This window comes from Dankookia sp. P2 (genome assembly GCF_050632255.1).
Taxonomy (GTDB): Bacteria; Pseudomonadota; Alphaproteobacteria; order Acetobacterales; family Acetobacteraceae; genus Paracraurococcus.
Genome location: NZ_CP192581.1, coordinates 1,287,805 through 1,314,244, shown reverse-complemented (window position 1 = coordinate 1,314,244; position 26,440 = coordinate 1,287,805). Strand labels below are relative to the sequence as shown.

Here is a 26,440-nt window from a genome sequence, read left to right as displayed (position 1 = left end):
CCGTCCAGCTCCTCGTGCCGCACCGCCTGGATCGCCGCGGTGCATTCGATCACCTCGAAGCGGTTGGCCGGCACCAGCAGGGCCTGGGAGGGCTCGTCCATCCGGTGGTTGGCGCGGCCGACGCGCTGCAGCAGCCGCGCGACCCCCTTGGGCGCGCCGACCTGGATCACCTGGTCCACCGCGCCCCAGTCGATGCCGAGGTCGAGCGAGGCGGTGGCGACCACCGCGCGCAGCTTCCCCTCGCTCATCGCCGCCTCGACCTTGCGGCGCTGCTCGACCGTCAGGCTGCCGTGGTGGAGGGCGATCGGCAGCACCGCGTCGTTCAGCCGCCACAGCGCCTGGAAGACCAGCTCGGCCTGGGCGCGGGTATTGACGAAGACGATGGTGACCTGGGCGTCCCGGATGCGGCGGTAGATGTCGGGGGCGCTGGCGAGGCCCATATGGCCGCCCCAGGGCAGCCGTCCCTCCGGCAGCTGGACCGAGAGTTGCGGCGCGGCGCCGCCGCGGACCTGCACCAGCCGGACATCGGCGGGATCGCCTGTGGGGAGAGGAAGGCGCGGAGTGGCTCCGGATGCGCAACGGTGGCCGAGAGCCCGACCCGCCGCACCGCCGGCGCCAGCCGCCCGAGCCGCGCCAGGCCGAGCGCCAGCTGGTCGCCGCGCTTCGTGCCGGCCAGGGCATGGATCTCGTCCACCACCACGGCGCCCAGCCCGGCGAAGGATCGCCGGCCTCCGGGTTGGCCAGCAGCAGCAGCAGGCTCTCCGGCGTGGTCAGCAGGATGTTCGGCGGGTCTTCCCTTTGCCGGGTGCGGCGGTTCTGCGGGGTGTCGCCGGTGCGGGTCTCGATCCGGATGGGCAGGGAGAGCTCGTCCACCGGGGCCATCAGGTTGCGGGCGATGTCCACCGCCAGCGCCTTCAGCGGCGAGACATAGAGGGTATGCAGGCCCGGGCGCGGCCGCGCCGCCAAGTCGATCAGGCTGGGCAGGAAGCCGGCCAGGGTCTTGCCGCCGCCGGTCGGGGCGACCAGCAGGGCGGATTGCCCCGCCTCCGCCGCGCGCCACAGGGCGATCTGGTGCGCCCGGGGCGTCCAGCCGCGCCCGGCGAACCAGGCGGCAAAGGTTCCGGCAATGTTCCCATCTGCCGGGCAATATGGCGGCGCCGGTGCGCTGCGTGAAGCGGCCGTTTCGCCTATCGGCAGGCGAAGCGCAGGGTCGCCCGGACGCCCTGGGCGCCATCCAGCTTCAAGGTCGCATGCGCCTGCCGCGCCAGCCGGGGATCAGGTGCAGGCCGAGGCAGCCCTGCGGGGTGTTCCGGCGGGGGATCTCCGGCAGGCCAATGCCGTCATCCGCCACCACCACCTCGCCCAGGCCCGGCCCGGCGCGGCGGACCGTGAGGCTGACCCTCCCGGGGCCGTCGCCGGGAAAGGCGTGCCGGGCGGCATTCACCACCAGCTCGCTGACGATCAGGGCCAGCGGCGTCGCCTGCGCCACCGGCAGCGACAGGGTGTCCTCCAGGTGCAGCTCGAGCGTCAGGCCGGGCCGGCCATTCACCTCCAGCGCGGTGCGGGCAGTGGTCTCGAGCTCCGGCCCCAGCTCGACCCCTGCATCCGGCGCTACGCGGAACATGCGGTCCTGCACCAGGGTTGCCAGCATCACCCGCATCGCCGCCCCGCGCAGCGCCGCTGCCACTGAGGGGTCGCTCGCCCGGCTGGCCTGCAGGCTGAGGAAGGAGGTGGTGGCCTGGGCGTTGTTCTTGACCCGGTGGTGCAGCTCCGACAGCAGGTTCTCCCGCTCCTCCAGCGCCTGGCGGTGGTCCTCCAGGGCCTGGCGGGTATCGGTGTAGTCGATGCAGCTGCCGATGAAGCCGGCGAATTGGCCCGCCACCTCGAACGGCCGGCCCTTGTCCAGCAGCCAGCGCCACGCGCCGTCATGCCGGCGCAGGCGGTAGTCCATGGAGAAATTCGCGCCGGGCCACGAAGGCATCGGTGTAGGTCTGCAGGCAGCGGTCGCGGTCGTCCGGGTGGACGCCCTCCACCCAGCCATTGCCGAGCTCCTGCTCCAGCGCGCGGCCGGTGAAGTCGAGCCAAGGCTTGTTGAAGAAGTCGCAGCCCATCGACAGGTCTGCGCGCCAGATCAACACGGGTGCGTGGTCGGCGAGCGCGCGAAACTGCGCCTCGTCACCCAGTGTCTCCAGCCCGCCCGGCTCCGCGTCCTCAGCCGCCATGCGGCACACAGCCTCCACCTTGACCTTCGACGGTGCCGTTGCGGACCCGGTCCTTGGTGACGCATGACATGGCTGCCAGTTCCGTGGAGATTCCAGGAAAGTGCTTGTCTGGTGTTGCGGCGGTCACATTTTGGGACCTGCCAGGTGGGACGCGGTGCGACCCCGCGGCGAACCGGCCGGGGGATCCGCCTTATCCATGCCACCGCATCCAGAATCCTGGCTTCGCGTCACGCCGCAGGGGCTGTTCTGCGAACCGGGTGACTTCTTCATCGACCCGCAGCGGCCGGTGGATCGCGCCGTCGTCACCCATGGCCATGCCGACCATGCCCGGCCCGGCCATGCTGCGGTGCTGGCGACGCCCGCGACTCTGGCGATCATGCGCGCCCGGATGGGGGAGGCTGGAGCCGGCACGGTGCAGCAGGCGATCCGCGCGGGCGAGACCCTGGTGCAGAACGGCGTCGCCATCCGCCTGGTGCCGGCCGGCCACGTGCTGGGCTCGGCCCAGGTGGTGCTGGACTGGCAAGGGGCACGCGCCGTGATCTCCGGCGACTACAAGCGGCAGCGCGACACGACCTGCGCGCCCTTCGAGCCGGTGCCGTGCGACGTCTTCGTCACCGAGGCGACCTTCGCGCTGCCGGTCTTCCGCCACCCGCCCCCGGAGGAGGAAGTGGCGAAGCTGTTGAAGAGCCTGGCCCTGTTCCCCGAGCGCACGCATGTCGTCGGCTGCTATGCGCTGGGCAAGTGCCAGCGGCTGATCCGGCTGCTGCGGGAGGCCGGCTGGGACGCGCCGATCCACCTGCACGGCGCGCTGGCGAGGCTGTGTGCCTTGTACGAGGAGCTTGGCGTGCCGCTCGGCCCCTTGGCGCCGGCGACGGTCGCCAACAAGGCGGCGCTGCAGGGGGCGATCGTGCTGGCGCCGCCCTCGGCGGTGCAGGAGCGCTGGGCGCGGCGGCTGGCGGAGCCGGTGGTGGCCGTGGCCAGCGGCTGGATGCGGGTGCGGCAGCGGGCGAGGACGCGCGGCGTGGGATTGCCTCTGGTCATCTCCGATCATGCGGACTGGGACGACCTGAACCGCACGATCGACGAGGTCGGCGCTCCCGAGGTCTGGGTGACGCATGGCCGCGACGACGCGCTGGTGCATGCCATGGCGCTGCGCGGCATCCGCGGCCGGGCGCTGCACCTGGTGGGGCTGGGCGAGGAGGAGGAGGACGCACCGGTGGCTGCCGCGGAGCAGGGCGCATGAGCGTCCCCGCCTTCGCCGCCTTGCTCGAACGCCTGGTCTTCACCCCTGGCCGCAACGCCAAGCTGGCGCTGCTGCGCGACTGGTTCGCGACACAGCCGGACCCCGATCGCGGTGTCGGGCTGGCGGCGCTGACCGAGGAGCTGGTCTTCACCGCCGCCAAGCCGGCGCTGATCCGCGACCTGGTGGCGGCGCGCACCGATCCGGTGCTGCTGGCGCTGAGCCATGACTATGTCGGCGACTTCGCCGAGACGGTGGCGCTGATCTGGCCGCAGCGGGAAGGCGTGAACGCGCCGCCGCCGAGCCTCTCCGAGGTGGTCGAGGCGCTCGAGCTGACGCCGAAGGGCGAGCTGCCGGCGCTGATCGCCGGCTGGCTCGACACGCTGGATGCGTCCGGGCGGCTGGCGCTGATCAAGCTGATCACCGGGGGCTGCGCGTCGGCGTCTCCGGCCGCTTGGCGCGCGTCGCGCTGGCGGACTGGTCCGGCCAGGCGGTCGAGCAGATCGAGGAGGTATGGCACGGCGTCGCCCCGCCCTACCTGCCGCTGTTCCGCTGGCTGGAAGGCCGCGACGAGAAGCCCGACCCGCGCGAGGCGCCGGTCTTCCGCCCGCTGATGCTGGCGCATCCGCTGGAGGATGCCGATGTCGCGTCACTGCGGCCCGAGGACTGGCGTGCCGAGTGGAAATGGGACGGCATCCGCGTGCAGCTGACGGCAGGGCCCGGCGGGCGGCGGCTTTGGTCGCGCGGCGGCGAGGACATCTCTGGCGCCTTCCCCGAGGTCACCGAGGCGATGGACTTCCACGCCGTGCTGGATGGCGAGCTGCTGGTGATCCGCGACGGCGCCGTGGCGCCCTTCGCCGACCTGCAGCAGCGGCTGAACCGCAAATCCGTCTCGGCGAAGCTGCAGAAGGACTACCCCGTCGGCGTCAGGCTCTATGACCTGCTGTTCGAGGCCGGCGAGGACCTGCGCCCACTGCCCTTCGATGCCCGCCGCGCCCGGCTGGAGGATTGGGTGGCGCGCGTCTCGCCGGCGCGGATGGACCTTTCGGCGCAGATCGCCTTCGTCTCGGTCGCGCAGCTGTCCGAGGTGCGGGACGGGGCGCGCGCCGCCTCGATCGAGGGGCTGATGCTGAAGCGGGCCGACAGCCCCTATGTCGCCGGGCGGCAGAAGGGGCTGTGGTGGAAATGGAAGCGCGACCCGCTGTCGATCGACGCGGTGCTGATGTATGCCCAGCGCGGCCACGGCAAGCGCAGCGGCTTCTACAGCGACTACACCTTCGGCCTCTGGCGGCCGGATGGGGCAGGGGGCGAGGAGCTGGTGCCGGTGGGCAAGGCCTATTCCGGCTACACGGATGAGGAACTGGGCTGGCTGGACAAGTGGATCCGCAACCACACCACCGGCCGCTTCGGGCCGGTGCGGGAGGTGGAGAAGGCGCTGGTGCTGGAGGTGATCTTCGACGCCGCGCAGCTCTCCACCCGGCACAAGTCCGGCGTCGCGCTGCGCTTCCCGCGCATCGCCCGCATCCGCACCGACAAGCCGGCGAGCGAGGCGGACCGGCTGGAGATGCTGATGGCCTATGTCGAGAGCGGCGTTCCCGCCGAGGATGCCGCCGAAGACTGATCACGGAGCCTTGCGCCAGCAACCGTCCCGGATCGGATAGGGTTCCCCCGCGGCCCGATCCGATGCCGCCTCTCGCGAGAACGGCAGGAAGACCGTGCGGCCGCGCATGACGGAGCATTCCGCCGGGTGCCCGTCCCGGGCGTCCACGCCCTCGGGGAGGAGATCATGCGTCCGAAGCCGCATTTCAGCACCTGCCGTGCCCTGCTTCTCGCCACCGTCGCCCTTGCCGTGCCGATGGCGGCACGCGCGCAGGCGCGGCACGACGGGCATGCCGCGCCCGCCGCCCAGCAGCACGACCATTTCCGCATCAACCCCAGCCTGGCCCAGGCCGAGAGCGCGCGCGCCGCGCTGCCGCGCCGCACCGAGCTCGGCGGCCATGTCCCCGACCTGCCGCGCGGCGCCGCGGCGCCGACCAGCGCCGATCCGCCGGTGCTCAACCCCGAGCTCGGCAGCCTGACCTGGCCGGCCGGAACGACGAATGCCGAGGCGCAGGCCTGGTTCAACCAGGGCTATCGCTACGCCTGGGGCTTCAACCATGCCGAGGCCGCGCGCGCCTTCCGCATGGCCCAGGCCGCCGATCCCGATTGCGCCATGTGCCTGTGGGGCGAGGCCTGGGTGCTCGGCCCGCATATCAACTTCATCATGGAGGAGGATGCCGGCCGCCGCGCCTATGCCGCGCTGGAGCGCGCCCGCCAATTGGCGCCGCAGGCAGGCGAGCTGCGCGCGGCGCTGATCGACGCCCTGTCGCAGCGCTACGCCGCCGACCCGAAGGCGGAGCGCAAGCCGCTCGACCAGGCCTTCGCCGATGCGATGCGCAAGGTGCAGGCGCGCTGGCCGGCGGACCCCGAGGTGGCGATGCTGACCGCCGATGCGCTGATGAACCTCTCGCCCTGGGACTATTGGGAAGATGCCGGCCGCAGGCCGAAGGGCGCGACGGCGGAGACCCTGGCGCTGCTGGAAGGCGTGCTCGGCACGCGGCCCTCGGCGATCACCGCCAACCCGCTGCACCCGGGCGCGATCCACCTCTACATCCACACGGTCGAGGCCTCCGACCATCCGGAGCGCGCGGCGACGCATGCGGCACGCCTCGCGGCGCTGATGCCGGGCGCGGGGCATGTCGTGCACATGCCGGCGCATATCTGGTACCGGCTGGGGATGTGGCGCGACAGCCTCGAGGCCAACCTCCGCGCCGTCGCGGCGGACGAGGCGCAGATCGCCCGCGGCGGGGCCAGCGCGCTCTATGCCCAGGGCTATTTCGCGCACAACGTCCACTTCGTCATGGTGTCGTCGATGATGGGCGGCGACGGGCCGCGCGCGGTGGAGGCGGCCACGCGGCTGGCCGCCATCGTCTCGGACGACGCCAAGCGCGCCTTCCCCGGCCTGACCCAGCCGGTGGTCTCAGCGCCCTTCGTCGCGCATGCGCGCTTCTCCACGCCGGAGACGATCCTGGCGCTGCCGGCGCCGGCGGCGGAGTTCCCCTATATCCGCGCGCACTGGCACTATGCCCGCGGCGTCGCGCTCGCGCGAGTCCGGTCGCGCCGGTGAGGCGCGCGCCGAGGCGGCGGCGATCGGCGAGCTGGCGGCGCTGCCCGCCATCCAGGCGCTGCCGGCGCAGGGCGTGCCGGCGCCCGAGGTGCTTGGCATCGCCATGCGCGTGGTGAGCGCCCGCATCGCCCAGGCTGCGGGCGACCAGGCCGCCGCGGCGACGCTCTTCGCCGAGGCCGCCGCCGTCCAGGACACGCTGCCTTATATGGAGCCGCCCTTCTGGTACTACCCGGTCCACCAGTCGCTCGGCGCCGCGCTGCTGGCGCAGGGGAAGCCGGCCGAAGCCGAGGAGGCCTTCCGCCAGGCGCTGAAGCGGGTGCCGAACAATGCCTGGGCGGCGGCGGGGCTGCTGCGGGCGGCCGAGATGCGTGGCGACGGCGAAGGCGCCGCCGTCGCCCGGGCAATGCTGCAGAAGAGCTGGTTCGGCGCGCAGCCGCCGGCGGTGGAGCGGCTGTAGCCGTAGCGGCATCCGGCGGGGCGATTGACCCCGCCGGATGCGCATGGTGCGCTGCCCCTTCCAAGCCAGAGGGGAAACGTCCATGCCACTTCCGCCCAACCGCCTGAAGCAACGCCTGGCGAAGGACGAGCTCGCGCTCGGCTTCGGCGTGCACCACCTGCGCACCAGCGGCACCGGCATGATCGCCGCCGCGGCCGGCTTCGACTGGCTGTTCATCGACATGGAGCACGGCGCCATGAGCGTGCACGAGGCGACGCAGATCGCCATCGCCGCGCTGAACCAGGGCGTCACGCCCGTGGTCCGCTGCTGCAAGGACGCGCTGTTCGAGGGCACGCGGGCGCTCGACAACGGCGCCATGGGCGTGGTCGTGCCGCATGTGGACACGGCCGAGGAAGCCAGGGCGGTCGCGGCCGCCTACCGCTTCCCGCCGATCGGCACCCGGAGTTGGGGCGGCCCGCCCTTCGCGTACAACATGCTGCCGCCGTCCAACGCCGAGGCGCAGGCCGAAGCTGAACGAGGCGATCCTGGTCTGCGTCATGATCGAGACTCCGGAAGCGGTGGAGGCAGCCGACAGCATCGCCGCCGTCCCGGGGATCGACGCGTTGATGATCGGCACCAGCGACCTGACGGCCAGCATGGGCATCAGCGGCCAGATCGGCCATCCGCGCGTGAAGGCGGCCTATGAGTCGGTGGCGAATGCCTGCAAGCGGCACGGCAAGACGCTCGGCATGGGCGGGGTCTACGACGAGGTGCACGCCTCGACCTATATCGGCCTTGGCGCGCGCTTCCTGCTCTCCGGCAACGACCAGTCCTTCCTGATGGCCGGGGCGAGCGCGCGCGCAAAGTTCTTGCGCGGCCTGCAGCCGGCGGGCTAGCGACCTCCGATCGGCCCGGGGCGCCTCCCCCGGGCCGGGAGGATCATGTCCATGTGCAACATCTTCGCCTCGCAGGATCCGGCGACCTATGCCTGCGAGACGCGCGCCATCCGCCTGCACGGCCACTGCACCAGCATCCGGCTGGAAGCCGCCTTCTGGCGCATCCTGGAACGGATCGCCGCGGCCGAGGGCACCTCGGTGGCGCGCTTCCTCGTCACCCTGCATGACGAGGTGCTGACGCGGCGCGGCGAGATCGGCAATTTCGCCTCCCTGCTGCGGGTCACCTGCCTGCTCTGGCTGGAGAACCAGGATCAGCACGCGGCGGAGGTGGCGGCGCGGGTGCTGAAGGCCGCGTGATTCCGCCGGCGCAGTAGCCCGCTACTACCTGCGCCCCGCGCGGCCCTGGCAAGCCTCCCCCAGCAGTGCGGGGAGCCACCATGGCCAAGCTGATCCATTCGATGATCCGCGTTCTCGATGAGGCGCGGTCGGTCGATTTCTACCGTCGCGCATTCGGGCTGGAGGTGGCCGACCGCCTCGCCTTCGACGGCTTCACCCTGATCTACCTGCGCACCGCGGAAGGGCCCTTCGAGCTCGAGCTGACGGTCAACCATGGCCGCACCGAGCCCTACGAGCTCGGCGACGGCTATGGCCACTTGGCCGTGGTGGTCGAGGATCTCGCGGCCGAGCATGCGCGGATGTCCGCGGCCGGCATCGAATGCGGCCCGATGCGCGAGATGGCGCATGGCGGCAAGCCGATGGCGAAATTCTTCTTCATCACCGATCCAGACGGCTACAAGACCGAGGTGCTGCAACGGTTCGGCCGCTTCAACTAAGACGCGATCAGGGAGGAACCAAGAAATGAGAGAAGTGGACAAGCGCACCTCGGTGCGCCGCCGAAGTCTTCCTGCGCGGCGCCGCGACGGCCCCGGCGGCGGCCGCCGCGGTCGCGGCCGGCATGACCATCACGCCGGACGCGGCCTGGGCGGCGGACCTGAAGGCGATCAAGCCGGCCACGATGACCGTGCTGGCCCGCGCCGCGCGCGACATCTTCCCGCATGACCGCTTCCCCGACCGCTTCTACATCGCCGCCGTCCTGCCCTATGACGACACGGCCTCGGGCGATGCCGCGCTGCGCAAGCTGCTGGAGGACGGCGCCACCGCGCTGGATGCCGAGGCGAAGAAGCGCTTCGGCCGCGACTACATCCGCGTGGCCTCTGAGGACCAGCGCGTCGAGATCCTGAAGGGGATGGAGAAGGGCGCCTTCTTCCAGAAGCTGCGCGGCGATCTGGTCGTCTCGCTCTACAACCAGAAGGAGGTCTGGGAGAAGCTCGGCTACGAGGGTGCCTCCTACGAGCACGGTGGCTACATCGAGCGCGGCTTCAACGACATCGACTGGCTGCCGGAGGCCTGACCCATGGCGACATTCGACCTGAACGACGACAGCGTCGTCGTCATCATCGGCTCCGGCGCCGGCGGCGGCACGCTCGGCAACGAGCTGGCGCAGAAGGGCGCCAAGGTGGTGATCCTTGAGGCTGGCGGCCGGCACGAGATCGAGGACTTCATCAACGACGAATGGGCCAGCTTCAGCCAGCTCGCCTGGGCGGATGTGCGCACCACTGGCGGCTCCTGGCGCATCCACAAGGATTTCCCCAACCTGCCGGCCTGGATCGTCAAGGCGGTGGGCGGCACCACCACGCATTGGGCCGGCGCCTCGTTGCGCTTCCAGGAGTACGAGTTCAGGGCGCGCACGCATTACGGCGCGGTCGAGGGCGCCAACCTGCTGGACTGGCCGATCACGCTGGCCGAGCTCGAGCCCTACTACGCAAGGGCCGAGGACAAGATGGGCGTGACCGGGACCAACGGCATCCCGCGCCTGCCCGGCAACAACAACTACAAGGTGCTGGCGGCCGGGGCGAAGAAGCTCGGGTACAAGGATTTCCACACCGGCAACATGGCGATCAACTCGGAGCCCCGGGCCGATCGCACCTCCTGCCACCAGCTCGGCTTCTGCTTCCAGGGCTGCAAGATGGGGGCGAAGTGGAGCACGCTCTACACCGAGATCCCGGCGGGCGAGGCGACCGGGCGGCTCGAGGTGCGGCCGGGTGCCATGGTGCTGAAGATCGAGCATGACGCGCGCGGCCGCGCCACCGGCGTGGTCTATGCCGACAAGGAAGGTCGCCAGCAGCGCCAGCGCGCGCGCGTCGTCGCGGTCGCCGGCAACAGCATCGAAAGCCCGCGCCTGCTGCTGAACAGCGCGTCCAGCATGTTCCCGAACGGCATGGCCAACTCCTCCGGCCAGGTCGGGCGCAACTACATGCGCCACACCACCGGCAGCGTCTACGCCACCTTCGAGAAGCCGGTGCACATGTACCGCGGCACCACCATGGCCGGCATCGTCCGCGACGAGGCGCACCACGACCCGAAGCGCGGCTTCGCCGGCGGCTACGAAGCTGGAGACGCTCTCGCTCGGCGTGCCCTTCATGGCCGCCTTCCTCGAGCCCGGCGCCTGGGGCCGCGGCTTCACCTCCGCCATGGATGCCTACGACCACATGGCCGGCCTCTGGATCGTCGGCGAGGACATGCCGCAGGCGGACAACCGCGTGACGCTGGACTCTGCGGCGAAGGACAGGCACGGCCTGCCGGTCGCCAAGGTGCATTTCGACGACCACAGGAACGACATCGCCATGCGCGACCACGCCTACGGGCAGGGCCGCGCGCTGTACGAGGCGGTGGGCGCCACCCGTACCTTCGAGACCACACCCTATCCCAGCACCCACAACCTCGGCACCAACCGCATGAGCGCGAACGCGAGGGACGGCGTGGTGGACAAGTGGGGCAAGGCGCATGACCTGCCCAACCTCTATGTCTCGGACGGCAGCCAGTTCACCTCCGGCGCCGCCTGCAACCCGACCTTGACGATCGTCGCCCTGGCGATCCGCCAGGCGGAGCACATCGCCGGCCGGATGTCCCGCGGCGAGGTCTGAACCGGCCCGCCGGGAAGGGGCCCGTCCCGGCAGCGGGGCGGGCCTTTTTCGCGAGCGGTTTGCATTTGCGCCAGCGCAAGGCAGAGCGGCGCCCTTCCCGGGCAGGCTTTCCACGGGACGCCGCGGAAGGCACTTGCGAATGGTTCTCATTATCTCTATCAACGGGATCGCCACCCCCGGAGTGACGCCATGACCGCCCGTCCGAAGCGCCGCATCCTCGGCCTGCTCGCCGCGATCGGCCTGCTTCCCGCCGCCGTCGTCGCGCCGGCTGGGGCCGAGGAGGTCAACCTCTATTCCTCCCGCCACTACGACAGCGACCGCGCGCTCTACGAGGCCTTCACCAAGGAGACCGGCATCCGGGTCCGGCTGATCGAGGGCGATGCCGACCAGCTGATCGAGCGGATCCGCTCCGAGGGCGCCAACAGCCCGGCCGATGTCTTCATCACCGTGGACGCCGCGCGCCTTGCCCGCGCCGCCGGGGCCGGCATCCTGCAGCCCTTCAAGTCCGAGGCGGTCGAGAAGCGCATCCCGCAGGCCTTGCGCTCGACGGACGGATCCTGGTTCGCAATCTCCCAGCGCGCCCGCGTCATCATGTACGACAAGGAGAAGGGCGCGCCGCAGGGCCTCGCCCGCTATGAGGACCTGGCCGGCCCGGCCGGCGCCGGGCTCTGCGTGCGCTCCTCCAACCACCCCTACAACATCAGCCTGGCCGCCTCGATCCTGGCGGCCGATGGGCCGGAGAGGACCGAGGCCTGGGCGAAGGGTGTCGCCGCCAACCTCGCGCGCCCGCCGCAGGGCGGCGACCGCGACCAGTTCCGCGCCATCCCCGCCGGGCAGTGCACCCTGGCGCTGGCCAATACCTACTACCTCGCGGCCTTCGGCGCCTCGCAGAAGCCGGACGACCAGGCGCTGTTCAAGCGGATCGGCGTCATCTTCCCGAACCAGGGGGAGGGCGACCGCGGCACCCATGTGAACATCTCCGGCGCCGGCCTGGTGAAGACCGCGCCGAACAAGGCGCAGGCCGCGCGTTTCCTCGACTTCCTCACCGGCGACCATGCCCAGGCGATGCTGGCGCTGGGCAACATGGAATACCCGGCGGTGCCGGACGCGCCGCTGCACCCGGCGCTGGAGGCGATGGGCCGCTTCCGCGCAGAGCCGGTGGATGCCGACAAGACCAATGCCAATGCCGCCCCGGCGCTGCAGCTGCTGCAACGCGCCGGCTGGCGCTGAAGGGAAGCGGGACCGTGATCGTCTGCCTCTGCAACGCGCTGACCGACACGAAGCTGAACGAGGCGGTGGCGCAAGGCGCCCGCCGCCCGCGCGACGTCTATGCCGCCTGCGACTGCAAGGCGCAGTGCGGCACCTGCACCCGCATGATCCTCAGCATGATCCGGGACGCGCAGGACGCGCCGGCGGCCAATCCGGCCGGCCTCCCTGATCGTGAGGTGCCGGGCAGGCTAAAGCCCGGCAGTGGAGGCGCCGGCTGCCTGCCGCGCCGGGAGACAAGCGATGAAGTCCGACCCCAAGGTCGTCGAGTTCCTGAACACACAGCTCACCAATGAGCTGACCGCCATCAACCAGTATTTCCTGCATGCCCGCATCCTGCGGCACTGGGGCGTCACCAAGCTCGGCAAGCACGAATACGACGAGTCGATCGAGGAGATGCACCACGCCGACTGGCTGATCGAGCGCATCCTCTTCCTCGGCGGGCTGCCCAACCTGCAGCGGCTGGACCAGGTGCTGGTCGGCCAGACGGTGGAGGAGATCCTCCAGTGCGACCTGCGCCTCGAGGAGAAAGCCATGTCGGATTTGCGGGAGGGCATCGCCTACATGGAAGGCGTGCGCGACTACGTCTCGCGTGACCTGTTCCGCCGCATCCTCGACAACGAGGAGGAACACGTCGACTTCCTCGAGCGGCAGTTCGACCTGATCAAGCTGATCGGCATCCAGAACTACATCCAGCTCAACAGCGCCTCGGCGCCGGAGCAGGCCGAGGGCGGCAAGGACTAACCGGCAAGGCCCCTCTCCGCCGCGGCGAAGCGCGCCGGGTCGGCCAGCACCCGCGGCACCTTGTGCTGGCCGCCCAGCTTGCCCTGTGCCCGCATCCATCCCGCGAAGGCGCGGGGCGGCAGCAGCAGCACCTCCGGCGGGTCCAGCTGCCCGCCGCGGCGGTGCACGGCATAGTCGTCGTTGGCCAGGGTCAGCGCCGCGTCCAGCGCGCGCGCCAATCGCGGGCCGAGGTCGGGATCAGCCGCCGCGGCCGGCTCGACCAACCAGCGGTGGTGGCCGCGGATCGCGCCGAAGACCGGCCCGACCGTGTATTCCGCCACTGCCAGCCCGAGCCCCTGCGTCGCCGCCAGCAGCGCCCGCTCGATCTCCTCGCCCGTCAGGTGCTCGCCGAAGGCCGAGAGGCTATAGGAGGTCCGTCCCGTCACCAGCAGCCGCGGCGGCGCACGGTCCACGAAGCGGACGGTGTCGCCCAGGACGTAGCTCCAGAGCCCGGCGCAGCTGGTGACGATCACCGCGTACTCGATCCCGGTCTCGATCGTCGCCGCCCAGTGCCGCACCGAGTTCGCCGATTCCAGCTCACCCACCGGCACGAACTCCCAGAACACGCCGCGATCGAGCAGCAGCCGCAACCCTTCGCCCTCGCCGCGATCGGCGATGGCGCAGAACCCCTCGCTGGCCGGATAGACCTCCCGCGTCGCGCAGCCCGGCGGCAGGAAGGGCGCGAGCCGGTCGCGATAGGGCGCCCAGGTGACGCCGCCATGCACCAGCAGCTCCAGCCCCGGCAGCGGCGGCATCCCGCGCCGCGCCGCCAAGCGTTCCAGCAGCAGCAGCAGCCAGGAGGGCGTGCCCGACAGCATCCGCACAGCCGCCGCCGGCACCCGTTCGGCCAGCACCGCCAGCTTGCGATCCCAGTCGGCGATCAGCGCCAGGTCGCGCGGCGGGAAGCCCCAGGGGCCAAGCAGGCGCGGCACCTCGGCCGCGGCGATGCCGGACAGGTCGCCCTGCCGCACGCCGGGCGCGACCCGCTCCAGCGCGGTCGAGCCGCCGAGCATGAAGGACAGCCCGCCGAAGACCCGGCTGCGCGGATGGTGGCGGAGGTGCCAAGCCAGCACATCGAGCGCCGCGCCGCGATTGGCCCGCACCATCGGCCGGGTGACCGGGATGTATTTCGTGGTGCCGGAGGTCGTGCCGGAGGAGAGCGCGAGATACGGCACCCGCCCCGGCCAGGTCACGTTGTCCAGCCGCGGGAAGCCGGGCTGCCACCAGTCGCGCCAGAAATCCTCATAGCGGCGCAGCGGCACCCGGGCCTGGTAGTCCGCGACGTCGCGGATCGAGCCGAAGCCGTGCGCCACGCCGAAGCGGGTGCCTGAGGCGCGGCGCAGCAGGCGTCGCAGCAGCGCGGCCTGCGTCGCCGCCGGATCCAGGCGATCGACACGCCGGAGCCGAAGGGCTGCCGCGGCCCGGAGCAACGGCGTCGCGTCGAAGGGCACGGCGCCGGCCGGGGCGCTGCCCCGGGCCCCGCGAAGGGGCGAGGCCCCCTTCGAAACTCTCCTTGGTCATGGCTGCAGGACTGTCACTCGGGGAATTCCGCCGCGACGGTCGCCGGGCGAAGGGGCATGCGGATGGCGCGGCGCTCCCGCCAGAGCGGCACCTGGTCGGCGAAGGCGGCGCTGCCGAGCCAGCCATCCTGCCCGCCGAACAGGACGAACCAATTGGCATCCGGGTCAGCCATGTCCGAGACCTGCCGCGCCATCGAGCCGAAGCCGACCTCATGCGGGCCGGTGACCAGCCCATGGCCGGACTTCATCGGCGTCTCGCGCGAGCCGCCGACGGCGAAGCTCTCCAGCACGAAGGCGCGGCCGAGTACCGGCAGGTTCACCAGCCAATGCGCGGCGCGCAGCCGGTGGACCTCGCCCCAGTTGCGGTGGCGGGCAGCACGCGGCGCGGCAGCCGCCACGGCGTCGCGCAGCACCGCCTCGCGCCGCGCCGGCGGCAGGGCGTCGAGGTCGCGGATCAGGAAGGTGGTGAGGAAGTTCCAGCTTGTCTCCGGCCCGCGCCCGCCGCCCTCCGGCTGCAGGGCCGGCACCAGCGGGGCCAGCAGCAGCTCGAATACCAGCGCGGCGCGGCTGTCGGCGGCATAGTCGCCGTCCCAGCCGCGCAGCGGTGCCAGCAGGGCGGGCTCGGGTGCGCCGCCGGGCAACGCGTCCAGCCGCGCCAGCAGCCCCGCCGCCAGCACCGCCGCCTTGGGCGCCACGGTATCCGCCTGCATCGCCGCGAGGTCGCCGGAGGTCAGCTTCGGCTTCGCCAGCGCCATGGCCCGCAGCCGCGCCACCCGGTCACCATCCGAGAAGAAGAAGCCCATCGGCGGCGGGTTCAGGGCCCAAAGCGCCGGGTTCTCATTGGCCGAAGCCAGCACGCCATCCACCGGGTCTTCCAGCCTCGGCAGGTCGCGCGCATCCCACAGCCTCCGCCAGGGCGCCGTTGCCTCGGGGGCGCCGGCATCCAGCACCGGATCCGCGGCGGGAAGTCCGGCCCGCGACGGCAGCACCGCCGCCGTCACCCGCCCGATCGAGCCGTCCCGCCCGGCATAGAGCATGTTCTGCGGCGAGACGGCGAAGCCCGCGAAGCTGTCGCGGAAGGCGGCGCCGCTTCCGGCCCGGGCGGCGCGCAGCAGGGCGGTGATCTCGTCGCTCGCCTCATGCCCTGCCCAGCGCAGCGCGATCGGCTCGCCCGGCTTGCCCGGCACCAGCGCGGCATCCGTCACCACCGGCCCCTGCGGCGTGACCCGGACGCGCCGCTTCGCGCTGAACCACAGCCGCTGCCGGATCGTGACCTCCGACTCCGAAAACGCTTTGGGCGGCAGGCGCGACACGTCGATCAGGTCCGAGGAGGCGGCCCGCAGGTTGGTGCCGCCCCAGGCAACCTCCGGGTTGCGCCCGAGCCCGATGATCGGCAGGCCGGGCACCATCAGCCCGACCAGGTGGAAGGACGGGGACTTCATCCCGACCAGCATCCAGAGATTGGGCAGGGACAGGCCGAGATGCGGGTCGGAGGCCAGCATCGCCGCCCCCGAGGCGCTGCGCGAGGGCGCGACCGCCACCGCGTTGCTGCCGGACCGCGAGAGACCGGCGAGGATCGCGCCGAGCGCCGCCTGCCCGGCATTGGCCGGACCGGCGGTGCCGGCGCCTGCTTCCAGCGTCCGCTGCCAGCGTTGGGCGAAGCCGGGCGTGCCGCGCTCCGCCAGCAGGGAGAAGTAGGAGAGCCAGTTGACGTCGGCCCCGGCCAGCCGGCCGATCGCCAGGATGTCGCCAGCGGTGAAGGGTTGCGGCCGGAGCCCGAGCAGGCCGAATCGCGCGGCTGCGGCCCGGTCATGACGGCATGGTTCAGCCCGGCGACGAAGCGGCCGACGAAGTCCCGCGTCTCCGCCGGCCAGGCCGCCTCGATCGCCGGCGCGACGCGGCCGAAGTCGAGGATGCGCAGCGCATGGTCGATATCGGCCGCCAGCGGCCCGGCGATCTCGGCCAGCCTGCCGCGGCTGACAATCCGCAGCAGCGCGACCTGCGCCCCACGCAGATGGCCGTGCACCAGGCCGAGCGCATAGGCAAGGTCGGCATCGCTGCCGGCCTCGATCCAGGGCACCAGGTGATCGTTCCAGCGGATGGTGACCGGGGCCTGCAGCGCCAGCCCCCGCCGCGGCAGCGCCGCCAGCCGCTGCTCGATGCCGACCGGCCGCGGCAGCAGGGCGGCGCAGCCGGGCAGCATGGCGAGCGCCGCCAGCAGCACCGCTGCCCGCTTTCCCCAGGAAGTCCGTCCGGCCACGCCCGTCCTCGCCTTGCCTGCCGCGCCATAACGGCATGGCGGCGCCGGGCGTTCATGCCCTGCGGCCCAGGCGCGGGGCGTCGCCGCGTCAGTTGAGCCCGGCGACGGCCCGCAACTCGGCGACCAGCCGGGCGATCTCGATCGGCTTGGTCAGCAGCCGCAGCGGCGCCTTGCCGCCATGCAGCGCGCCCGCCCCGTCCGGCGGCGGGAAGCCGGTCATCACCACCACCGGCAGGTCGGGCCGCTCGGCGCGCAGCCGGGCGATCAGCTTCCGCCCATCCATCCGCGGCATCCGCAGGTCGGTCAGCAGCAGGTCGAAGGGGCGCCTCCGGCGGCCATCTCCAGCGCCGCCAGCCCGTCGGGTGCGGTGAGCACGGTGAAGCCTGCCTCCGCCAGCCCCTCGGCCAGCACCTCGGCGGCCAGCCACTCATCCTCGGCCATCAGCACGCAGAGGCCCGGCCCCGTGCCCATGCTCATGCCGGGGCACCCGCCGGTGCCGGATCGGCGTCCGCTGGTGCCGGATCGGTGGCCGCCAGGGGCAGGATAAGCCGGAACACCGCGCCCGCCTCCGGCCGGTCCTCGGCGGCATTGGCCCAGGCCAGCCGGCCGCCCATGCCACGGGCGATGCCCACCGCCAGCGGCAGGCCGAGCCCGGTGCCCTGGCCGGGATCCTTGGAGGTGACGAAGGGCTCCAGGATCCGCCCGGCGATGGTCGCCGGCACGCCGCCACCCGTGTCGCGCACCGCGACGGTCACGCTGCCCGGGGGCGCCGCCGACGATCGACACGGTGATGCGGGCCGGCGCCGCCGCGTCCTGCTGCCGGCGCTGCAGCACCGCGTCGCGGGCATTCTCCAGCAGGTGCAGCACCGCCTGTTCCAGCTGGGCCGGGCGGCCGCGCACCGGGGCCTCGGCATGCGGCTCCAGCACCACCTCGACCCGGTCCAGCGCCCAGGCGCGGCGGGCGACCTCGACCGCGGCCGCGACCGCGACGGCGGCATCGAAGGGCTCGTCGCCCGGAGTTGGGTCGCGCGCCAGGTCGCGCATGCGCTCCAGCAGGGCGCCGAGCCGGCGGGTCTGGTCCAGGACCACCTCCATCGCCCGGCGCGGCCGGACCAGGCTGGCATCCAGCGTGCTGCGGGCGCGCTCGGCCCAGAGGCCGATGATGTTGACCGGCTGGCTCATCTCATGCGCCACGCCGGCACACATGGCGCCAATGGTGGCGCGCCGTGCGGTCTCCACCAGGTCGAGCTGCAGCCGTCGCAGTTCGGTCACGTCGCGCAGGCTGCCGAGCAGCCGCACCACGCCATCCGCATCGGCCGGCAGCGGCACCAGCACGGTGTGCCAGTGGTGCACGCCCTCGGGTCCGGTGGTGGTGCTCTCCCAGCTGCGTGGCTGGCCGGTGCGGAGGCATTCGGCGAATTCGCGGTCGAGCTGGGCGGCGCCTTCCGCGGCCAGCAGCCGGTCCGGCCCGGCGCCCTCGATCCGCTCCCGTTCGACCGCGAACATGCGGCAGAAGGCCGGGTTCACCGTCTCGAAGGCGAAATCGCCTACAGCCGTCTTCAGCCCGGTCCGGACGACGAAGAGCGCATCCGCCTGGTGCTCGAAGAAGCCGGCCAACCGGGCCTCGCTGCCGCGGGCGCGCTGCTCGGCCTCGCGCCGCTCGGCGACCTCGCGGGTCAGCCGGGCATTGGCATCGGCAAGGGTGGCGGCGGAGGGCAGCGCGAGCAGCCGCGGCAGCAAGGGCCAGAGCGCGATCGCGGTGACCAGGGACACGGCGGCGGTGATCGCCTTCACCGCTCCCTGCAGCCCGTAATCCGGGTTCCAGAGCGTCCAGATCGATAGGAAATGGGCGGCGCCGCAGGCCAGGATGAAGACCGCGAAGAGCTCCAGCGCCCAAGGGTAGACCAGGTCCCGCCGGCGGATGGCGATGATGGTCAGCACCGCCGGGATGGACCAGTAGGCCAGCCCGGTCACCGCATCCGAGACGACATGCAGCCAGAGCAGCTTCGGTCGCCAGAGCAGGCAGACGCCATGCGGCGCCAGGGCCTCCGTGTCGAAGAGCGCGGCGAAGCTTGGCATCGGGGACGGCCATTCGAGCAAAGGGGAACGAGAGCGGGCCTGGTCCGCATCGGGCGGCGGCCGCCTGGGGCGAGTCTGGAACATGTCTAATGCCGTATGGGCCTGGGTGTTGCGAGGCGGCACGCCATCGGCCCACAGGAGTGTGATCTGCGTTACATATTCCTCGTGAAGTAAATTAAGGGTGCGATCAGCTTCTCCGCATGGCCCTGGTGAGCGCAAGCACAGGCAGCAGGCCGGTCACGACGATCAGCAGGGCGGCGGTGCTCGCCTCCGCTAGTCTTCATCCGCGGCCAGGCCATGGACCCTGACCGCCAGGGTATCGAAGTCGAAGGGCCGGACGATCAGGGTCGCCGGCAATCCCTTCATCGTGTCGACGAAGACCAGCAGGAAGGCGGTGAAGAGGCTGCCGCGCGCCAGCGGCAACTCCACCCGCCAGACCGAGCCGGTCGGGGAGGCGCCGAGCACCCGCGCCGCATGGCGCAGCGAGGGCTTCACCCGGCCCAGCCCAGCTTCGACCGCCGAGAGCGCCACCGCCAGGAAGCGGACCAGATAGGCGAAGACCAGCGCCGCCACCCCGCCCGACAGCAGCAGCCCGGTCGAGACCCCGAACCGCGCCCGCATCCAGCCATCCAGCGCATTGTCGAAGAGGCCGAGCGGCACCAGCGTACCGACCGCGATGACCGAGCCGGGGATGGCATAGCCCAACCCCGCCACCCGCACCGCCAGCCGCTGGGCGGGGCGCGGATGCAGCCGGGCCGCCCAGGCGAAGAAGCCGGCGAGGATGACCGCGGCGGTCGCGGCGAGGCCGGCCAGCACCATGCTGTTGCGGGCGAAGGGCAGGAAGCGGGCGGGCTCCAGCGGATCGCCGACCTGCAGCATCAGCGCCAGCAGGGTGCCGGCCGGCAGCAGGAAGCCGAGCCCGACCGGCAGGGCACACAGGATGAAGGCCGCCGCGGCCTTCCAGCCGCGCAGCGGCACCGGGCGCAGGACGGGATGCCGGTTGGTGGTCGGGTGGAAGCGCCGCCCCCCGCGGCTGACCTGTTCCAGCGCCAGCAGCACTGCCACCAGCCCCATCAGGCAGGCGGCCAGCTGGCTGGCGGCGCCGCGGTCGCCGAGGCCGAACCAGGCCTCGTAGATGCCGGTGGTGAAGGTGCGGACGGCGAAATGCTGCACCGTGCCGAAATCCGCCAGCGTCTCCATCAGCGCTAGCGCCACCCCGCCAACGATCGCCGGCCGCGCCATCGGCAAGGCGAGGCGGAGGAAGCAGGATCCCAGCGAATGGCCGAGGGTGCGGGAGGCCTCCAGCAGGCAGACGCTCTGCTGCTGGAAGGCGTTGCGGCAGAGCAGGTAGACATAGGGGTAGAGCACCATCGCCAGCATCAGCGCGGCGCCTGGCAGGCTGCGGATCTCGGGGAACCAGTACTGGCCCCAGCGCAGGCCGGTCAGGCTGCGGATCCCGGTTTGCACCGGGCCGGCGACGTCGAGCAGCCAAGTATAGGCATAGCCGCAGACATAGGCCGGCATCGCCATGGGCAGCAGCAGCGCCACTTCCAGCACGCCGCGGCCGGGGAATCTGCAGGCGGTGACCAGCCAGGCCGAGAGCGCGCCGGCGCTGGCGGTCATCAGCCCGACCAGCAGGAACAGCAGCGCCGAATTCGCCAGCATCTCCGGCAGGGTCGTGCTGGCGATATGGTGCCAGACCGCGCCGGCCGGCACCGCGGCCGAGACCAGCACCGCCACCAGCGGCGCCGCGACCAGCCCGGCCAGCGGCAGGGCCAGCCGGCTCCAGCCGGCGCGGGGCGGCCGGGCCCGTGGCGAGGCCGCGGCGGCAGGCAGGGCGGCGGTGGCGGATGGGGCAGGGGTCATTTGCGAGTGGTTCTCAAATGACCCCTAGCATGGAGGCTCCGCGCCCGGAAGCGGCCCGGCGCGCCGGGACCTATTCGGCTGCCTTCTTCCGGGCCTCCCACTCCGCGACCGTCAGCCGCGGCACTTCGATCCGGTCCTCGGTGCGGGTGTACCAGCCGCGGCCGTGCATGCGGCCGACCAGCCCGAGCTTCGGCGTGTCGACATAGACTTTCGCCGCGTCCAGCATGCAATCGTCGGCGATGTGCATGGCGACGACCCGGCCGAGCACGATGGTGTGGTGTCCCGCGGGGATCAGCTGGAAGGTGACGCATTCCAGCGCGACCGGGCTTTCGGCGATGCGCGGTGGCTTGACCTTGCTGGAGGCGAGCTTGCTCAGCCCGGCCTCGGCCAGCTCGTCCACCCCCGGCGGAAAGTCGATGGCGGTGGCATTCATGCCGTGGATGGCGCTCTCGGGCACCAGGTTCACCACGAATTCGCCGGTCTTGCGGATGTTGTCCGCGGTGTCCTTCAGCGAACCGGCGGGCCGCGGGCCTGCGCCGAAGCCGATCACGACCGGGTCGTCGGAGAAGGCGTTGAAGAAGGAATAGGGTGCGGCATTGACCGTCCCGGCCGCGTCCTGCGTCACCACCCAGGCGATCGGCCGCGGCACGACGGAGGACACCACCAGCTTGTAGCGATCCTGCGCGGAGATCGTCTCGAAGTCGAACAGCATCGTCCCGGTTTCCCAACCTGTCTGGGGCCGGACGGTGGCGCGGTGGCCGGGGCCTGTCGAGTGGCGTTTGCACCGGCTTAACTCCGACGCGCGCAGCCTCGGCCGAGGAGGACCTGCCCATGCGCCTGTTCCGCAACCTTTCGGTCGGCCGCAAGCTCGCGGCCAGCGCCATCCTGGCGATCCTGCTGCTGGGCGGGCTGGTCCTGCTGGTGCAGGCGCAGCTGGCCGCCGCCGGGGCGCAGCTGGAGGCCGAGCGCCAGGCGGTGCAGGCCCGCGCCGCGGCACGGCAGGGTGCGCTGCACGTCGCCCGCGCCGCCATGACGCTGCGCGACGTGCAGCTGTCCCAGACCACCGATGCGGTGGACCAGCTGGCCGCCTTGATGCAGCAGGAAGTCGGCCTGGCGGGAGAGCGGCTTCAGCAGGCGGCCGAAGGCGCCGCCGACCCTGGGGTGACCGCGGCGCTGCACCGTGCGCGGGCGGAGCTCGCCGACTACGCGGTCTCGATCGGCGAGCAGGCGCGCTTCCGGCGGGAGCTGGTCGTCCAGCGCGACACCGGCTTCTTTCCCCGCGTCGGCGAATACGACCAGGCCTTCGAAGCGGTCGCCAGCATGGTCGAGATCGACGTGCTCGAGGCGCAGCGGGAGGAAGCGCGCCAGCGGCTGATGACCTTCCACCAGGCGATGGGCGATGTCCGGCTCGGCAGCCAGCGCTACCTGGCGACCGGCGACGAGGCCCAGGCGCGACGGGTCCGCCGGGCCTCGGCGCAGCTGCGCGTGCATGCCCGCGCTCTGGCCGGGGTGGCGGCCAGCGGCCCTGGCGCGGCCGACCTGAAGCGCATCACCGGCATCGCCGAGGCGCGCGGCTGCGGCGCTGGAACTGGTGCGGCTGGCCGAGGCGATGCAGAAGGCGCGGGCCGAGCACAGCACGCCGGCGCGCGAGCGGCTGGAAGCGGCGCTGGGCGAGGCGAACGAGCGGCTTGGCACCCTGGCGGCGGCGCGCGTCGCGGCGAGCGCCGCGGCGGCCGAGCGGGTCGAGGCGGCGGTGCTTTGGATCGGCCTGGCGGTGGCGCTGATCCTGGTCGCTTCCGGTTGGCTCACGGCGCGGGCGGTGGGCACGCCGCTGCGGCGCCTGGCAGGAACGATCCGCACCATCGCCGCCGGCGATGCCGCGACCGCGGTGCCCGACCGCGACCGGCGGGACGAGATCGGCGCCATCGCGGGAGCGCTGGAGGCGCTGCGCGGCACCGTGCAGCAGGCCTTCGCGCAGCAGCAGATGCTGGGGCAGATGTCGAACGGCATCATGACCGCCGACCCGCATGACGAGTTCCGCATCACCTATTGCAACCCCTTCGCGACGGAGCTCGATGCGGCGGGTCGAGCACCTGCTGCCGGTGCAGGCGGAGGCTCTGGTCGGCCAGAGCATGGACGTGCTGCACAGCCGGCCGGAGCACCAGCGCGCCTTGCTGGCCGATCCGTCGCGGCTGCCGTACCGCAGCCGGATCCGGATGGGGGAGGAGGTCTTCGACCTCAATGCCTGCGCCATCCGCGATGCGCAGGGGCGCTATGTCTCGGCCATGCTGACCTGGTCGCTGGCGACCGCCCAGGCGCGGCTGGCCGACAGCTTCGAGGCGGAGATCGGCGGGGTGGTGGAGGCGGTGGCGGCCGCCGCCGCGCAGGTGCATGGCGCGGCCCAGGCGCTGTCCGGCACCGCCGTCAGCAGCGGGCGGGAGGCCGGGGCGGTGGCCGAGGCGAGCGGCCGGGCCGGCGCCGACGTGCAGGCGGTGGCGGCGAGCGCCGAGGAACTGGCCGCCAGCGTCGCCGAGATCACCCGCCAGGTGGCGGACGGCGCCGCGGTGGCGCGCGAGGCGGCCGAGGCGGCGCGGACCACCGACGGCACGGTGCAGGGACTGGCCCAGGCGGCACGGCGGATCGGCGACGTGGTGCGGCTGATCGGCGACATCGCCGGGCAAACCAACCTGCTGGCGCTGAACGCGACGATCGAGGCGGCGCGCGCCGGGGAGGCCGGCAAGGGCTTCGCGGTGGTGGCCTCCGAGGTGAAGACCCTGGCCAGCCAGACGGCGAGGGCGACCGAGGAGATCGGCGCCCAGATCACCGCCATCCAGGCGGCGACCGGGGAGGCGGTGGCGGCGCTTCGTGCCATCGGCGGGACGATTGAGCGGATGAACGAGGTGACCGGCGCGATCGCCGCCGCGGTGGAGCAGCAGGGCAGCGCGACCCGCGAGATCGCCCGCAGCGCCGCCCAGGTGGCCGAGGGCACCGCCGCGGTGAACCACCGGATCGGCGACGTGCAGCGCGCGGCGCAGGAGACCGGGGAGGCCTCGGGCGCCCTGCTGCATGCGGCGAATGACCTCACCGGCCATGCGGCGACGCTGCGCGGCCGGGCCGGGGAGTTCCTGGCGCAGGTCCGGCGGGGGTAGGCGGTACGGGCCGGGCTGGCCCAGGGCTCCTTCGCTCGAGGCAAGGGGGAAACGGCCATGGCGATTCCGGACAGGCAGGTGCCGGCGGTGCACCACCGGCGGATCGGCGACATCACGGTCTGCACGGTCAGCGACGGCTATCTCGACGGCTCCATGGCCGTCATCCAGAACATCCCGGAGGCCGAGGCGGCGCAGCTGCTGCGCGACAACTTCCGCCCGGTGCCGCGGCGGACCGCGGTGAACACCTTCGTCGTCCGCAGCGGCGGCCGCACCGCGCTGATCGACACCGGATGCGGCACCGCGATGGCGGCCACCGGCGGCAAGCTGTTCGAGAACCTGGCGGCGATCGGCGTGGCGCCGGAGGAGGTCGACACGGTGCTGCTGACGCATATGCACCCCGACCATTCGAATGGCCTCGCCGATGCCGCGGGCAAACCACTGTTTCCGAATGCCGAGCTGGTGATGCACGAGGCCGAGCTGGCCTTCTGGCATGACGACGCGGCGATGGCGAAGGCGGACGAGACGAGCCGGGCGCGCAACTTCATGGCCGGGCGGACCCAGGTCGCACCTTACAAGGCGCGCACCCGCACGCATACCGGCGGCGAGGTTTTCCCGGGCGTCACCGCCATGCCCTTCCCGGGCCACACGCCGGGGCACAGCGGCTACATGGTGAACTCGGGCAAGGACAGCCTGCTGATCTGGGGCGACATCATCCACATCCCGGAGATTCAGATCCCCCGCCCGGAGGTCACCATGGCCTTCGACATCGACCCCGTGCAGGCCGCGGCGACGCGCCGCCGGGTCTTCGACATGGTGGCGACGGACGGCCAGGCGGTGGCGGGCATGCACATGCACTTCCCCGGCTTCCTGCACCTGGTCCGCCGCGGCGACGGCTACGCCATGATCAACGACGGCTGGTACCCGGCGATGTAGCGCCCGCCCTCTCGCCCTGCCGGGCAGGGCATGGCAGGCTGCGGGCAAGTCCCAACCAAAGGAGGAGATGGGCATGCTCGCACCCGGCAGGGCGAAGCCGAAGCCGACGCCAGAAACCAAGCATTTCTGGGACGGCACCAAGGACGGGAAGCTGCTGCTGCAGCGCTGCGGCGATACCGGGAAGGCCTATTTCCCGCCGCGCCCCTTCAGCCCCTATACCGGCACGCGCAACGTCACGGTCTTCGAGGCCTCGGGCCGCGCCACGCTGCACAGCTACGTCATCCACCACCGCCCCGTCCCAGGCTTCACGCCGCCCTACGCGATCGCGGTCGTCGAGCTCGAGGAAGGCCCGCGCATGATGACCAACATCGTGGACTGCGAGCAGACGCCGGAAGCCCTCCAGCTCGACATGAAGCTCGAGGTCGCCTTCACCCCGATGGACGAGGAGATCACGCTTCCCCTGTTCCGTCCCGCCCAGGGAGGCAAGTGATGCTCGGACGCGGTGAGATCGCCATCGTCGGTGCGGCGGAAACCACGCAGCTCGGCGCCATCCCGGGCATGTCCCAGATCATGCTGCATGCGGATGCGGCGCTGAACGCCATGGCGGAGACCGGGCTCAAACCCTCCGACATCGACGGCGTCGCCTGCGTCGGCCCGATGATGCCGCAGCAGATCGCCCACTATCTCGGCATCACCCCGAAATGGGTGGACGGCACCGGCGTCGGCGGCTGTTCCTTCATGCTGCATGTCCGCCACGGCGGCGGCAGCCATCCATGCCGGCTATGCCAACACCATCCTCATCACCCATGGCGAGAGCGGCAAGTCGCGCATCAACGCGACGCCCCGCCCGGCCGAGCCCGAGGGGCTGAACGGGCAGTTCGAGATGCCCTACGGCCCCTTCGGCCCGCCGACGCTCTTCCCCATCCCCGTGCTGCGCTACATGAAGAAGTACGGCGTGACGCACGAGGACCTGGCGACGGTCGCGGTGGTGCAGCGCGAATGGGCGGGGAAGAACCCGCGCGCCATGTTCCGCGACCCGATCACGGTCGACGACGTGCTGAACAGCCGGATGATCGCCTATCCCTTCCGCATCCTGCAGTGCTGCCTGGTGACGGATGGCGGCGGCGCGCTGATCCTGACGAAGGCCGACCGCGCCAAGGATTTCCCGATCAAGCCGGTCTACATCCTCGGCACCGGCGAGATCGGTCGAGAGCAACATGGTCTCGCAGATGGAGGACTTCACCTCCTCCCGCGCGTTCCGGGTTGCGGGGCCGACGGCGATCGAGGCGGCGGGAATCGACCGCAAGGACGTGGATCACATGATGATCTACGACGCCTTCGCCCACCTGCCGCTCTACGGGCTGGAAGACCTCGGCTTCTGCAAGCCGGGCGAGGCGGCGGGCTTCATCCGCGAGGGCAACACCCGGCCGGGCGGCAAGCTGCCGCTGAACACCACCGGCGGCGGCCTGTCCTACACCCATACGGGCATGTACGGCATGTTCGCCCTGCAGGAGAGCGTGCGGCAGATGCGCGGCACCGCGCCGGCGCAGGTGCCGGGGGCGAAGGTCTCGGTCTGCCATGGCGTCGGCGGCATGTTCTCCGCCAGCGGGACGATCGTCTTCTCGAACGAGCGGCCCTGA

23 protein-coding genes and 8 pseudogenes are annotated in these 26,440 nt (G+C 71.9%); 19 read left to right on the top strand and 12 right to left on the bottom strand.

What is annotated here, in order from left to right; genetic code table 11:
• Nucleotides 1–170 precede the first annotated feature (170 nt).
• The 4 genes and pseudogenes from ACQ86J_RS07885 to ACQ86J_RS07870 form a co-directional block, all read right to left on the bottom strand.
• Nucleotides 171–440 (bottom strand): annotated as a pseudogene (locus ACQ86J_RS07885) (helicase-related protein); the annotation flags it as partial.
• 361 nt (nucleotides 441–801) lie between these two features.
• Nucleotides 802–1,026: pseudogene (locus tag ACQ86J_RS07880) on the bottom strand (DEAD/DEAH box helicase); the annotation flags it as partial.
• Nucleotides 1,027–1,240: 214 nt separating this feature from the next.
• Nucleotides 1,241–1,951, bottom strand: coding sequence for a sensor histidine kinase (locus tag ACQ86J_RS07875; RefSeq protein ID WP_431270691.1), 711 nt, complete (start codon nucleotides 1,949–1,951; stop codon nucleotides 1,241–1,243).
• The gene (locus ACQ86J_RS07870; protein WP_431270690.1) at nucleotides 1,926–2,222 is read right to left on the bottom strand and encodes a PAS domain-containing protein; all 297 of its coding nucleotides are present in this window, start codon (nucleotides 2,220–2,222) and stop codon (nucleotides 1,926–1,928) included. The genes ACQ86J_RS07875 and ACQ86J_RS07870 overlap by 26 nt, the downstream gene beginning before the upstream one ends.
• A gap of 196 nt (nucleotides 2,223–2,418) precedes the next feature.
• On the opposite strand from ACQ86J_RS07870, the gene ACQ86J_RS07865 reads away from it, so the two are divergent.
• The 14 genes and pseudogenes from ACQ86J_RS07865 (at nucleotide 2,419) to bfr (ending at nucleotide 12,954) form a co-directional block, all read left to right on the top strand.
• On the top strand, nucleotides 2,419–3,465 hold the full coding sequence (locus ACQ86J_RS07865) for a ligase-associated DNA damage response exonuclease (protein WP_431270689.1): 1,047 nt from the start codon (nucleotides 2,419–2,421) through the stop codon (nucleotides 3,463–3,465).
• Nucleotides 3,462–5,083, top strand: a pseudogene (locus tag ACQ86J_RS07860) (cisplatin damage response ATP-dependent DNA ligase). Before ACQ86J_RS07865 ends, ACQ86J_RS07860 begins: the two are co-directional and overlap by 4 nt.
• Nucleotides 5,084–5,248: 165 nt before the next feature.
• A complete protein-coding gene (locus ACQ86J_RS07855) occupies nucleotides 5,249–6,628 on the top strand; it encodes a hypothetical protein (protein ID WP_431270688.1) in 1,380 nt (459 codons plus the stop codon).
• Nucleotides 6,585–7,085, top strand: a complete 501-nt coding sequence (locus ACQ86J_RS07850) for a tetratricopeptide repeat protein (protein WP_431270687.1) — start codon at nucleotides 6,585–6,587, stop codon at nucleotides 7,083–7,085. Before ACQ86J_RS07855 ends, ACQ86J_RS07850 begins: the two co-directional genes overlap by 44 nt.
• Before the next feature lie 37 nt (nucleotides 7,086–7,122).
• Nucleotides 7,123–7,470: pseudogene (locus ACQ86J_RS07845) on the top strand (aldolase/citrate lyase family protein); the annotation flags it as partial.
• On the top strand, nucleotides 7,460–7,960 hold the full coding sequence (locus tag ACQ86J_RS07840; RefSeq protein WP_431272328.1) for an aldolase/citrate lyase family protein: 501 nt from the start codon (nucleotides 7,460–7,462) through the stop codon (nucleotides 7,958–7,960). The pseudogene ACQ86J_RS07845 and the gene ACQ86J_RS07840, both read left to right, overlap by 11 nt.
• Nucleotides 7,961–8,011: 51 nt before the next feature.
• Nucleotides 8,012–8,317: a ribbon-helix-helix domain-containing protein gene (locus ACQ86J_RS07835; protein ID WP_431270686.1), complete on the top strand. Its 306-nt coding sequence runs from the start codon at nucleotides 8,012–8,014 to the stop codon at nucleotides 8,315–8,317.
• A gap of 80 nt (nucleotides 8,318–8,397) precedes the next feature.
• The gene (locus tag ACQ86J_RS07830) at nucleotides 8,398–8,793 is read left to right on the top strand and encodes a VOC family protein (protein WP_431270685.1); all 396 of its coding nucleotides are present in this window, start codon (nucleotides 8,398–8,400) and stop codon (nucleotides 8,791–8,793) included.
• Nucleotides 8,794–8,915: 122 nt separating this feature from the next.
• On the top strand, nucleotides 8,916–9,371 hold the full coding sequence (locus tag ACQ86J_RS07825) for a gluconate 2-dehydrogenase subunit 3 family protein (RefSeq protein ID WP_431270684.1): 456 nt from the start codon (nucleotides 8,916–8,918) through the stop codon (nucleotides 9,369–9,371).
• A gap of 3 nt (nucleotides 9,372–9,374) precedes the next feature.
• Nucleotides 9,375–10,226: pseudogene (locus ACQ86J_RS07820) on the top strand (GMC family oxidoreductase N-terminal domain-containing protein); the annotation flags it as partial.
• A gap of 214 nt (nucleotides 10,227–10,440) precedes the next feature.
• On the top strand, nucleotides 10,441–10,944 hold the full coding sequence (locus ACQ86J_RS07815) for a GMC oxidoreductase (protein WP_431270683.1): 504 nt from the start codon (nucleotides 10,441–10,443) through the stop codon (nucleotides 10,942–10,944).
• A gap of 189 nt (nucleotides 10,945–11,133) precedes the next feature.
• Nucleotides 11,134–12,174, top strand: coding sequence for an extracellular solute-binding protein (locus ACQ86J_RS07810; protein ID WP_431270682.1), 1,041 nt, complete (start codon nucleotides 11,134–11,136; stop codon nucleotides 12,172–12,174).
• Between the two features lie 14 nt (nucleotides 12,175–12,188).
• Nucleotides 12,189–12,506: a (2Fe-2S)-binding protein gene (locus ACQ86J_RS07805; protein ID WP_431270681.1), complete on the top strand. Its 318-nt coding sequence runs from the start codon at nucleotides 12,189–12,191 to the stop codon at nucleotides 12,504–12,506.
• On the top strand, nucleotides 12,454–12,954 hold the full coding sequence (gene bfr / locus ACQ86J_RS07800) for a bacterioferritin (RefSeq protein ID WP_431270680.1): 501 nt from the start codon (nucleotides 12,454–12,456) through the stop codon (nucleotides 12,952–12,954). The genes ACQ86J_RS07805 and bfr overlap by 53 nt, the downstream gene beginning before the upstream one ends.
• Here bfr and ACQ86J_RS07795 read toward each other — a convergent pair.
• The 7 genes and pseudogenes from ACQ86J_RS07795 to ACQ86J_RS07765 form a co-directional block, all read right to left on the bottom strand.
• Nucleotides 12,951–14,444, bottom strand: a complete 1,494-nt coding sequence (locus ACQ86J_RS07795) for a GH3 family domain-containing protein (protein ID WP_431270679.1) — start codon at nucleotides 14,442–14,444, stop codon at nucleotides 12,951–12,953. The genes bfr and ACQ86J_RS07795 overlap by 4 nt on opposite strands.
• 83 nt (nucleotides 14,445–14,527) lie before the next feature.
• Nucleotides 14,528–16,716: pseudogene (locus ACQ86J_RS07790) on the bottom strand (penicillin acylase family protein).
• Between the two features lie 145 nt (nucleotides 16,717–16,861).
• Nucleotides 16,862–17,065: a hypothetical protein gene (locus tag ACQ86J_RS07785; RefSeq protein WP_431270678.1), complete on the bottom strand. Its 204-nt coding sequence runs from the start codon at nucleotides 17,063–17,065 to the stop codon at nucleotides 16,862–16,864.
• A gap of 181 nt (nucleotides 17,066–17,246) precedes the next feature.
• Nucleotides 17,247–17,621: an ATP-binding protein gene (locus ACQ86J_RS07780; RefSeq protein WP_431272327.1), complete on the bottom strand. Its 375-nt coding sequence runs from the start codon at nucleotides 17,619–17,621 to the stop codon at nucleotides 17,247–17,249.
• A 238-nt stretch (nucleotides 17,622–17,859) separates the two neighbouring features.
• Nucleotides 17,860–18,852: pseudogene (locus ACQ86J_RS07775) on the bottom strand (PAS domain-containing protein); the annotation flags it as partial.
• Between the two features lie 273 nt (nucleotides 18,853–19,125).
• Complete coding sequence (locus ACQ86J_RS07770) at nucleotides 19,126–20,718, bottom strand: ABC transporter permease (RefSeq protein WP_431270677.1); 1,593 nt, start codon at nucleotides 20,716–20,718, stop codon at nucleotides 19,126–19,128.
• 70 nt (nucleotides 20,719–20,788) lie between these two features.
• Nucleotides 20,789–21,430, bottom strand: coding sequence for a flavin reductase family protein (locus tag ACQ86J_RS07765; RefSeq protein ID WP_431270676.1), 642 nt, complete (start codon nucleotides 21,428–21,430; stop codon nucleotides 20,789–20,791).
• 897 nt (nucleotides 21,431–22,327) lie between these two features.
• On the opposite strand from ACQ86J_RS07765, the pseudogene ACQ86J_RS07760 reads away from it, so the two are divergent.
• The 4 genes and pseudogenes from ACQ86J_RS07760 to ACQ86J_RS07745 form a co-directional block, all read left to right on the top strand.
• Nucleotides 22,328–22,621, top strand: a pseudogene (locus ACQ86J_RS07760) (methyl-accepting chemotaxis protein); the annotation flags it as partial.
• Between the two features lie 124 nt (nucleotides 22,622–22,745).
• On the top strand, nucleotides 22,746–23,867 hold the full coding sequence (locus ACQ86J_RS07755) for a methyl-accepting chemotaxis protein (protein WP_431270675.1): 1,122 nt from the start codon (nucleotides 22,746–22,748) through the stop codon (nucleotides 23,865–23,867).
• Nucleotides 23,868–23,924: 57 nt separating this feature from the next.
• Entirely contained in the window at nucleotides 23,925–24,800 is an 876-nt protein-coding gene (locus ACQ86J_RS07750; RefSeq protein ID WP_431270674.1) for an MBL fold metallo-hydrolase, read from the top strand.
• 73 nt (nucleotides 24,801–24,873) lie between these two features.
• On the top strand, nucleotides 24,874–25,290 hold the full coding sequence (locus ACQ86J_RS07745; protein WP_431270673.1) for a Zn-ribbon domain-containing OB-fold protein: 417 nt from the start codon (nucleotides 24,874–24,876) through the stop codon (nucleotides 25,288–25,290).
• 246 nt (nucleotides 25,291–25,536) lie between these two features.
• On the opposite strand, the gene ACQ86J_RS07740 is transcribed toward ACQ86J_RS07745, so the two are convergent.
• Entirely contained in the window at nucleotides 25,537–26,043 is a 507-nt protein-coding gene (locus ACQ86J_RS07740) for a hypothetical protein (RefSeq protein WP_431270672.1), read from the bottom strand.
• Here ACQ86J_RS07740 and ACQ86J_RS07735 point away from each other — a divergent pair.
• The gene (locus ACQ86J_RS07735; protein ID WP_431270671.1) at nucleotides 26,018–26,440 is read left to right on the top strand and encodes a thiolase C-terminal domain-containing protein; all 423 of its coding nucleotides are present in this window, start codon (nucleotides 26,018–26,020) and stop codon (nucleotides 26,438–26,440) included. The two genes, ACQ86J_RS07740 and ACQ86J_RS07735, sit on opposite strands and share 26 nt — an antisense overlap.

What these genes read in the sequence shown, in the direction of transcription:
- ACQ86J_RS07875 (WP_431270691.1), bottom strand. Translation starts at nt 1,951, where the DNA reads ATGGACTACCGCCTGCGCCGGCATGACGGCGCGTGGCGCTGGCTGCTG.
- ACQ86J_RS07870 (WP_431270690.1), bottom strand. Translation starts at nt 2,222, where the DNA reads ATGGCGGCTGAGGACGCGGAGCCGGGCGGGCTGGAGACACTGGGTGAC.
- ACQ86J_RS07865 (WP_431270689.1), top strand. Translation starts at nt 2,419, where the DNA reads ATGCCACCGCATCCAGAATCCTGGCTTCGCGTCACGCCGCAGGGGCTG.
- ACQ86J_RS07855 (WP_431270688.1), top strand. Translation starts at nt 5,249, where the DNA reads ATGCGTCCGAAGCCGCATTTCAGCACCTGCCGTGCCCTGCTTCTCGCC.
- ACQ86J_RS07850 (WP_431270687.1), top strand. Translation starts at nt 6,585, where the DNA reads ATGCCCGCGGCGTCGCGCTCGCGCGAGTCCGGTCGCGCCGGTGAGGCG.
- ACQ86J_RS07840 (WP_431272328.1), top strand. Translation starts at nt 7,460, where the DNA reads ATGTGGACACGGCCGAGGAAGCCAGGGCGGTCGCGGCCGCCTACCGCT.
- ACQ86J_RS07835 (WP_431270686.1), top strand. Translation starts at nt 8,012, where the DNA reads ATGTGCAACATCTTCGCCTCGCAGGATCCGGCGACCTATGCCTGCGAG.
- ACQ86J_RS07830 (WP_431270685.1), top strand. Translation starts at nt 8,398, where the DNA reads ATGGCCAAGCTGATCCATTCGATGATCCGCGTTCTCGATGAGGCGCGG.
- ACQ86J_RS07825 (WP_431270684.1), top strand. Translation starts at nt 8,916, where the DNA reads ATGACCATCACGCCGGACGCGGCCTGGGCGGCGGACCTGAAGGCGATC.
- ACQ86J_RS07815 (WP_431270683.1), top strand. Translation starts at nt 10,441, where the DNA reads ATGGCCGCCTTCCTCGAGCCCGGCGCCTGGGGCCGCGGCTTCACCTCC.
- ACQ86J_RS07810 (WP_431270682.1), top strand. Translation starts at nt 11,134, where the DNA reads ATGACCGCCCGTCCGAAGCGCCGCATCCTCGGCCTGCTCGCCGCGATC.
- bfr (WP_431270680.1), top strand. Translation starts at nt 12,454, where the DNA reads ATGAAGTCCGACCCCAAGGTCGTCGAGTTCCTGAACACACAGCTCACC.
- ACQ86J_RS07785 (WP_431270678.1), bottom strand. Translation starts at nt 17,065, where the DNA reads ATGCCGCGGATGGATGGGCGGAAGCTGATCGCCCGGCTGCGCGCCGAG.
- ACQ86J_RS07780 (WP_431272327.1), bottom strand. Translation starts at nt 17,621, where the DNA reads ATGCCCGCGACGCGGTGCTGCAGCGCCGGCAGCAGGACGCGGCGGCGC.
- ACQ86J_RS07770 (WP_431270677.1), bottom strand. Translation starts at nt 20,718, where the DNA reads ATGACCCCTGCCCCATCCGCCACCGCCGCCCTGCCTGCCGCCGCGGCC.
- ACQ86J_RS07765 (WP_431270676.1), bottom strand. Translation starts at nt 21,430, where the DNA reads ATGCTGTTCGACTTCGAGACGATCTCCGCGCAGGATCGCTACAAGCTG.
- ACQ86J_RS07755 (WP_431270675.1), top strand. Translation starts at nt 22,746, where the DNA reads ATGACGAGTTCCGCATCACCTATTGCAACCCCTTCGCGACGGAGCTCG.
- ACQ86J_RS07750 (WP_431270674.1), top strand. Translation starts at nt 23,925, where the DNA reads ATGGCGATTCCGGACAGGCAGGTGCCGGCGGTGCACCACCGGCGGATC.
- ACQ86J_RS07745 (WP_431270673.1), top strand. Translation starts at nt 24,874, where the DNA reads ATGCTCGCACCCGGCAGGGCGAAGCCGAAGCCGACGCCAGAAACCAAG.
- ACQ86J_RS07735 (WP_431270671.1), top strand. Translation starts at nt 26,018, where the DNA reads ATGGTCTCGCAGATGGAGGACTTCACCTCCTCCCGCGCGTTCCGGGTT.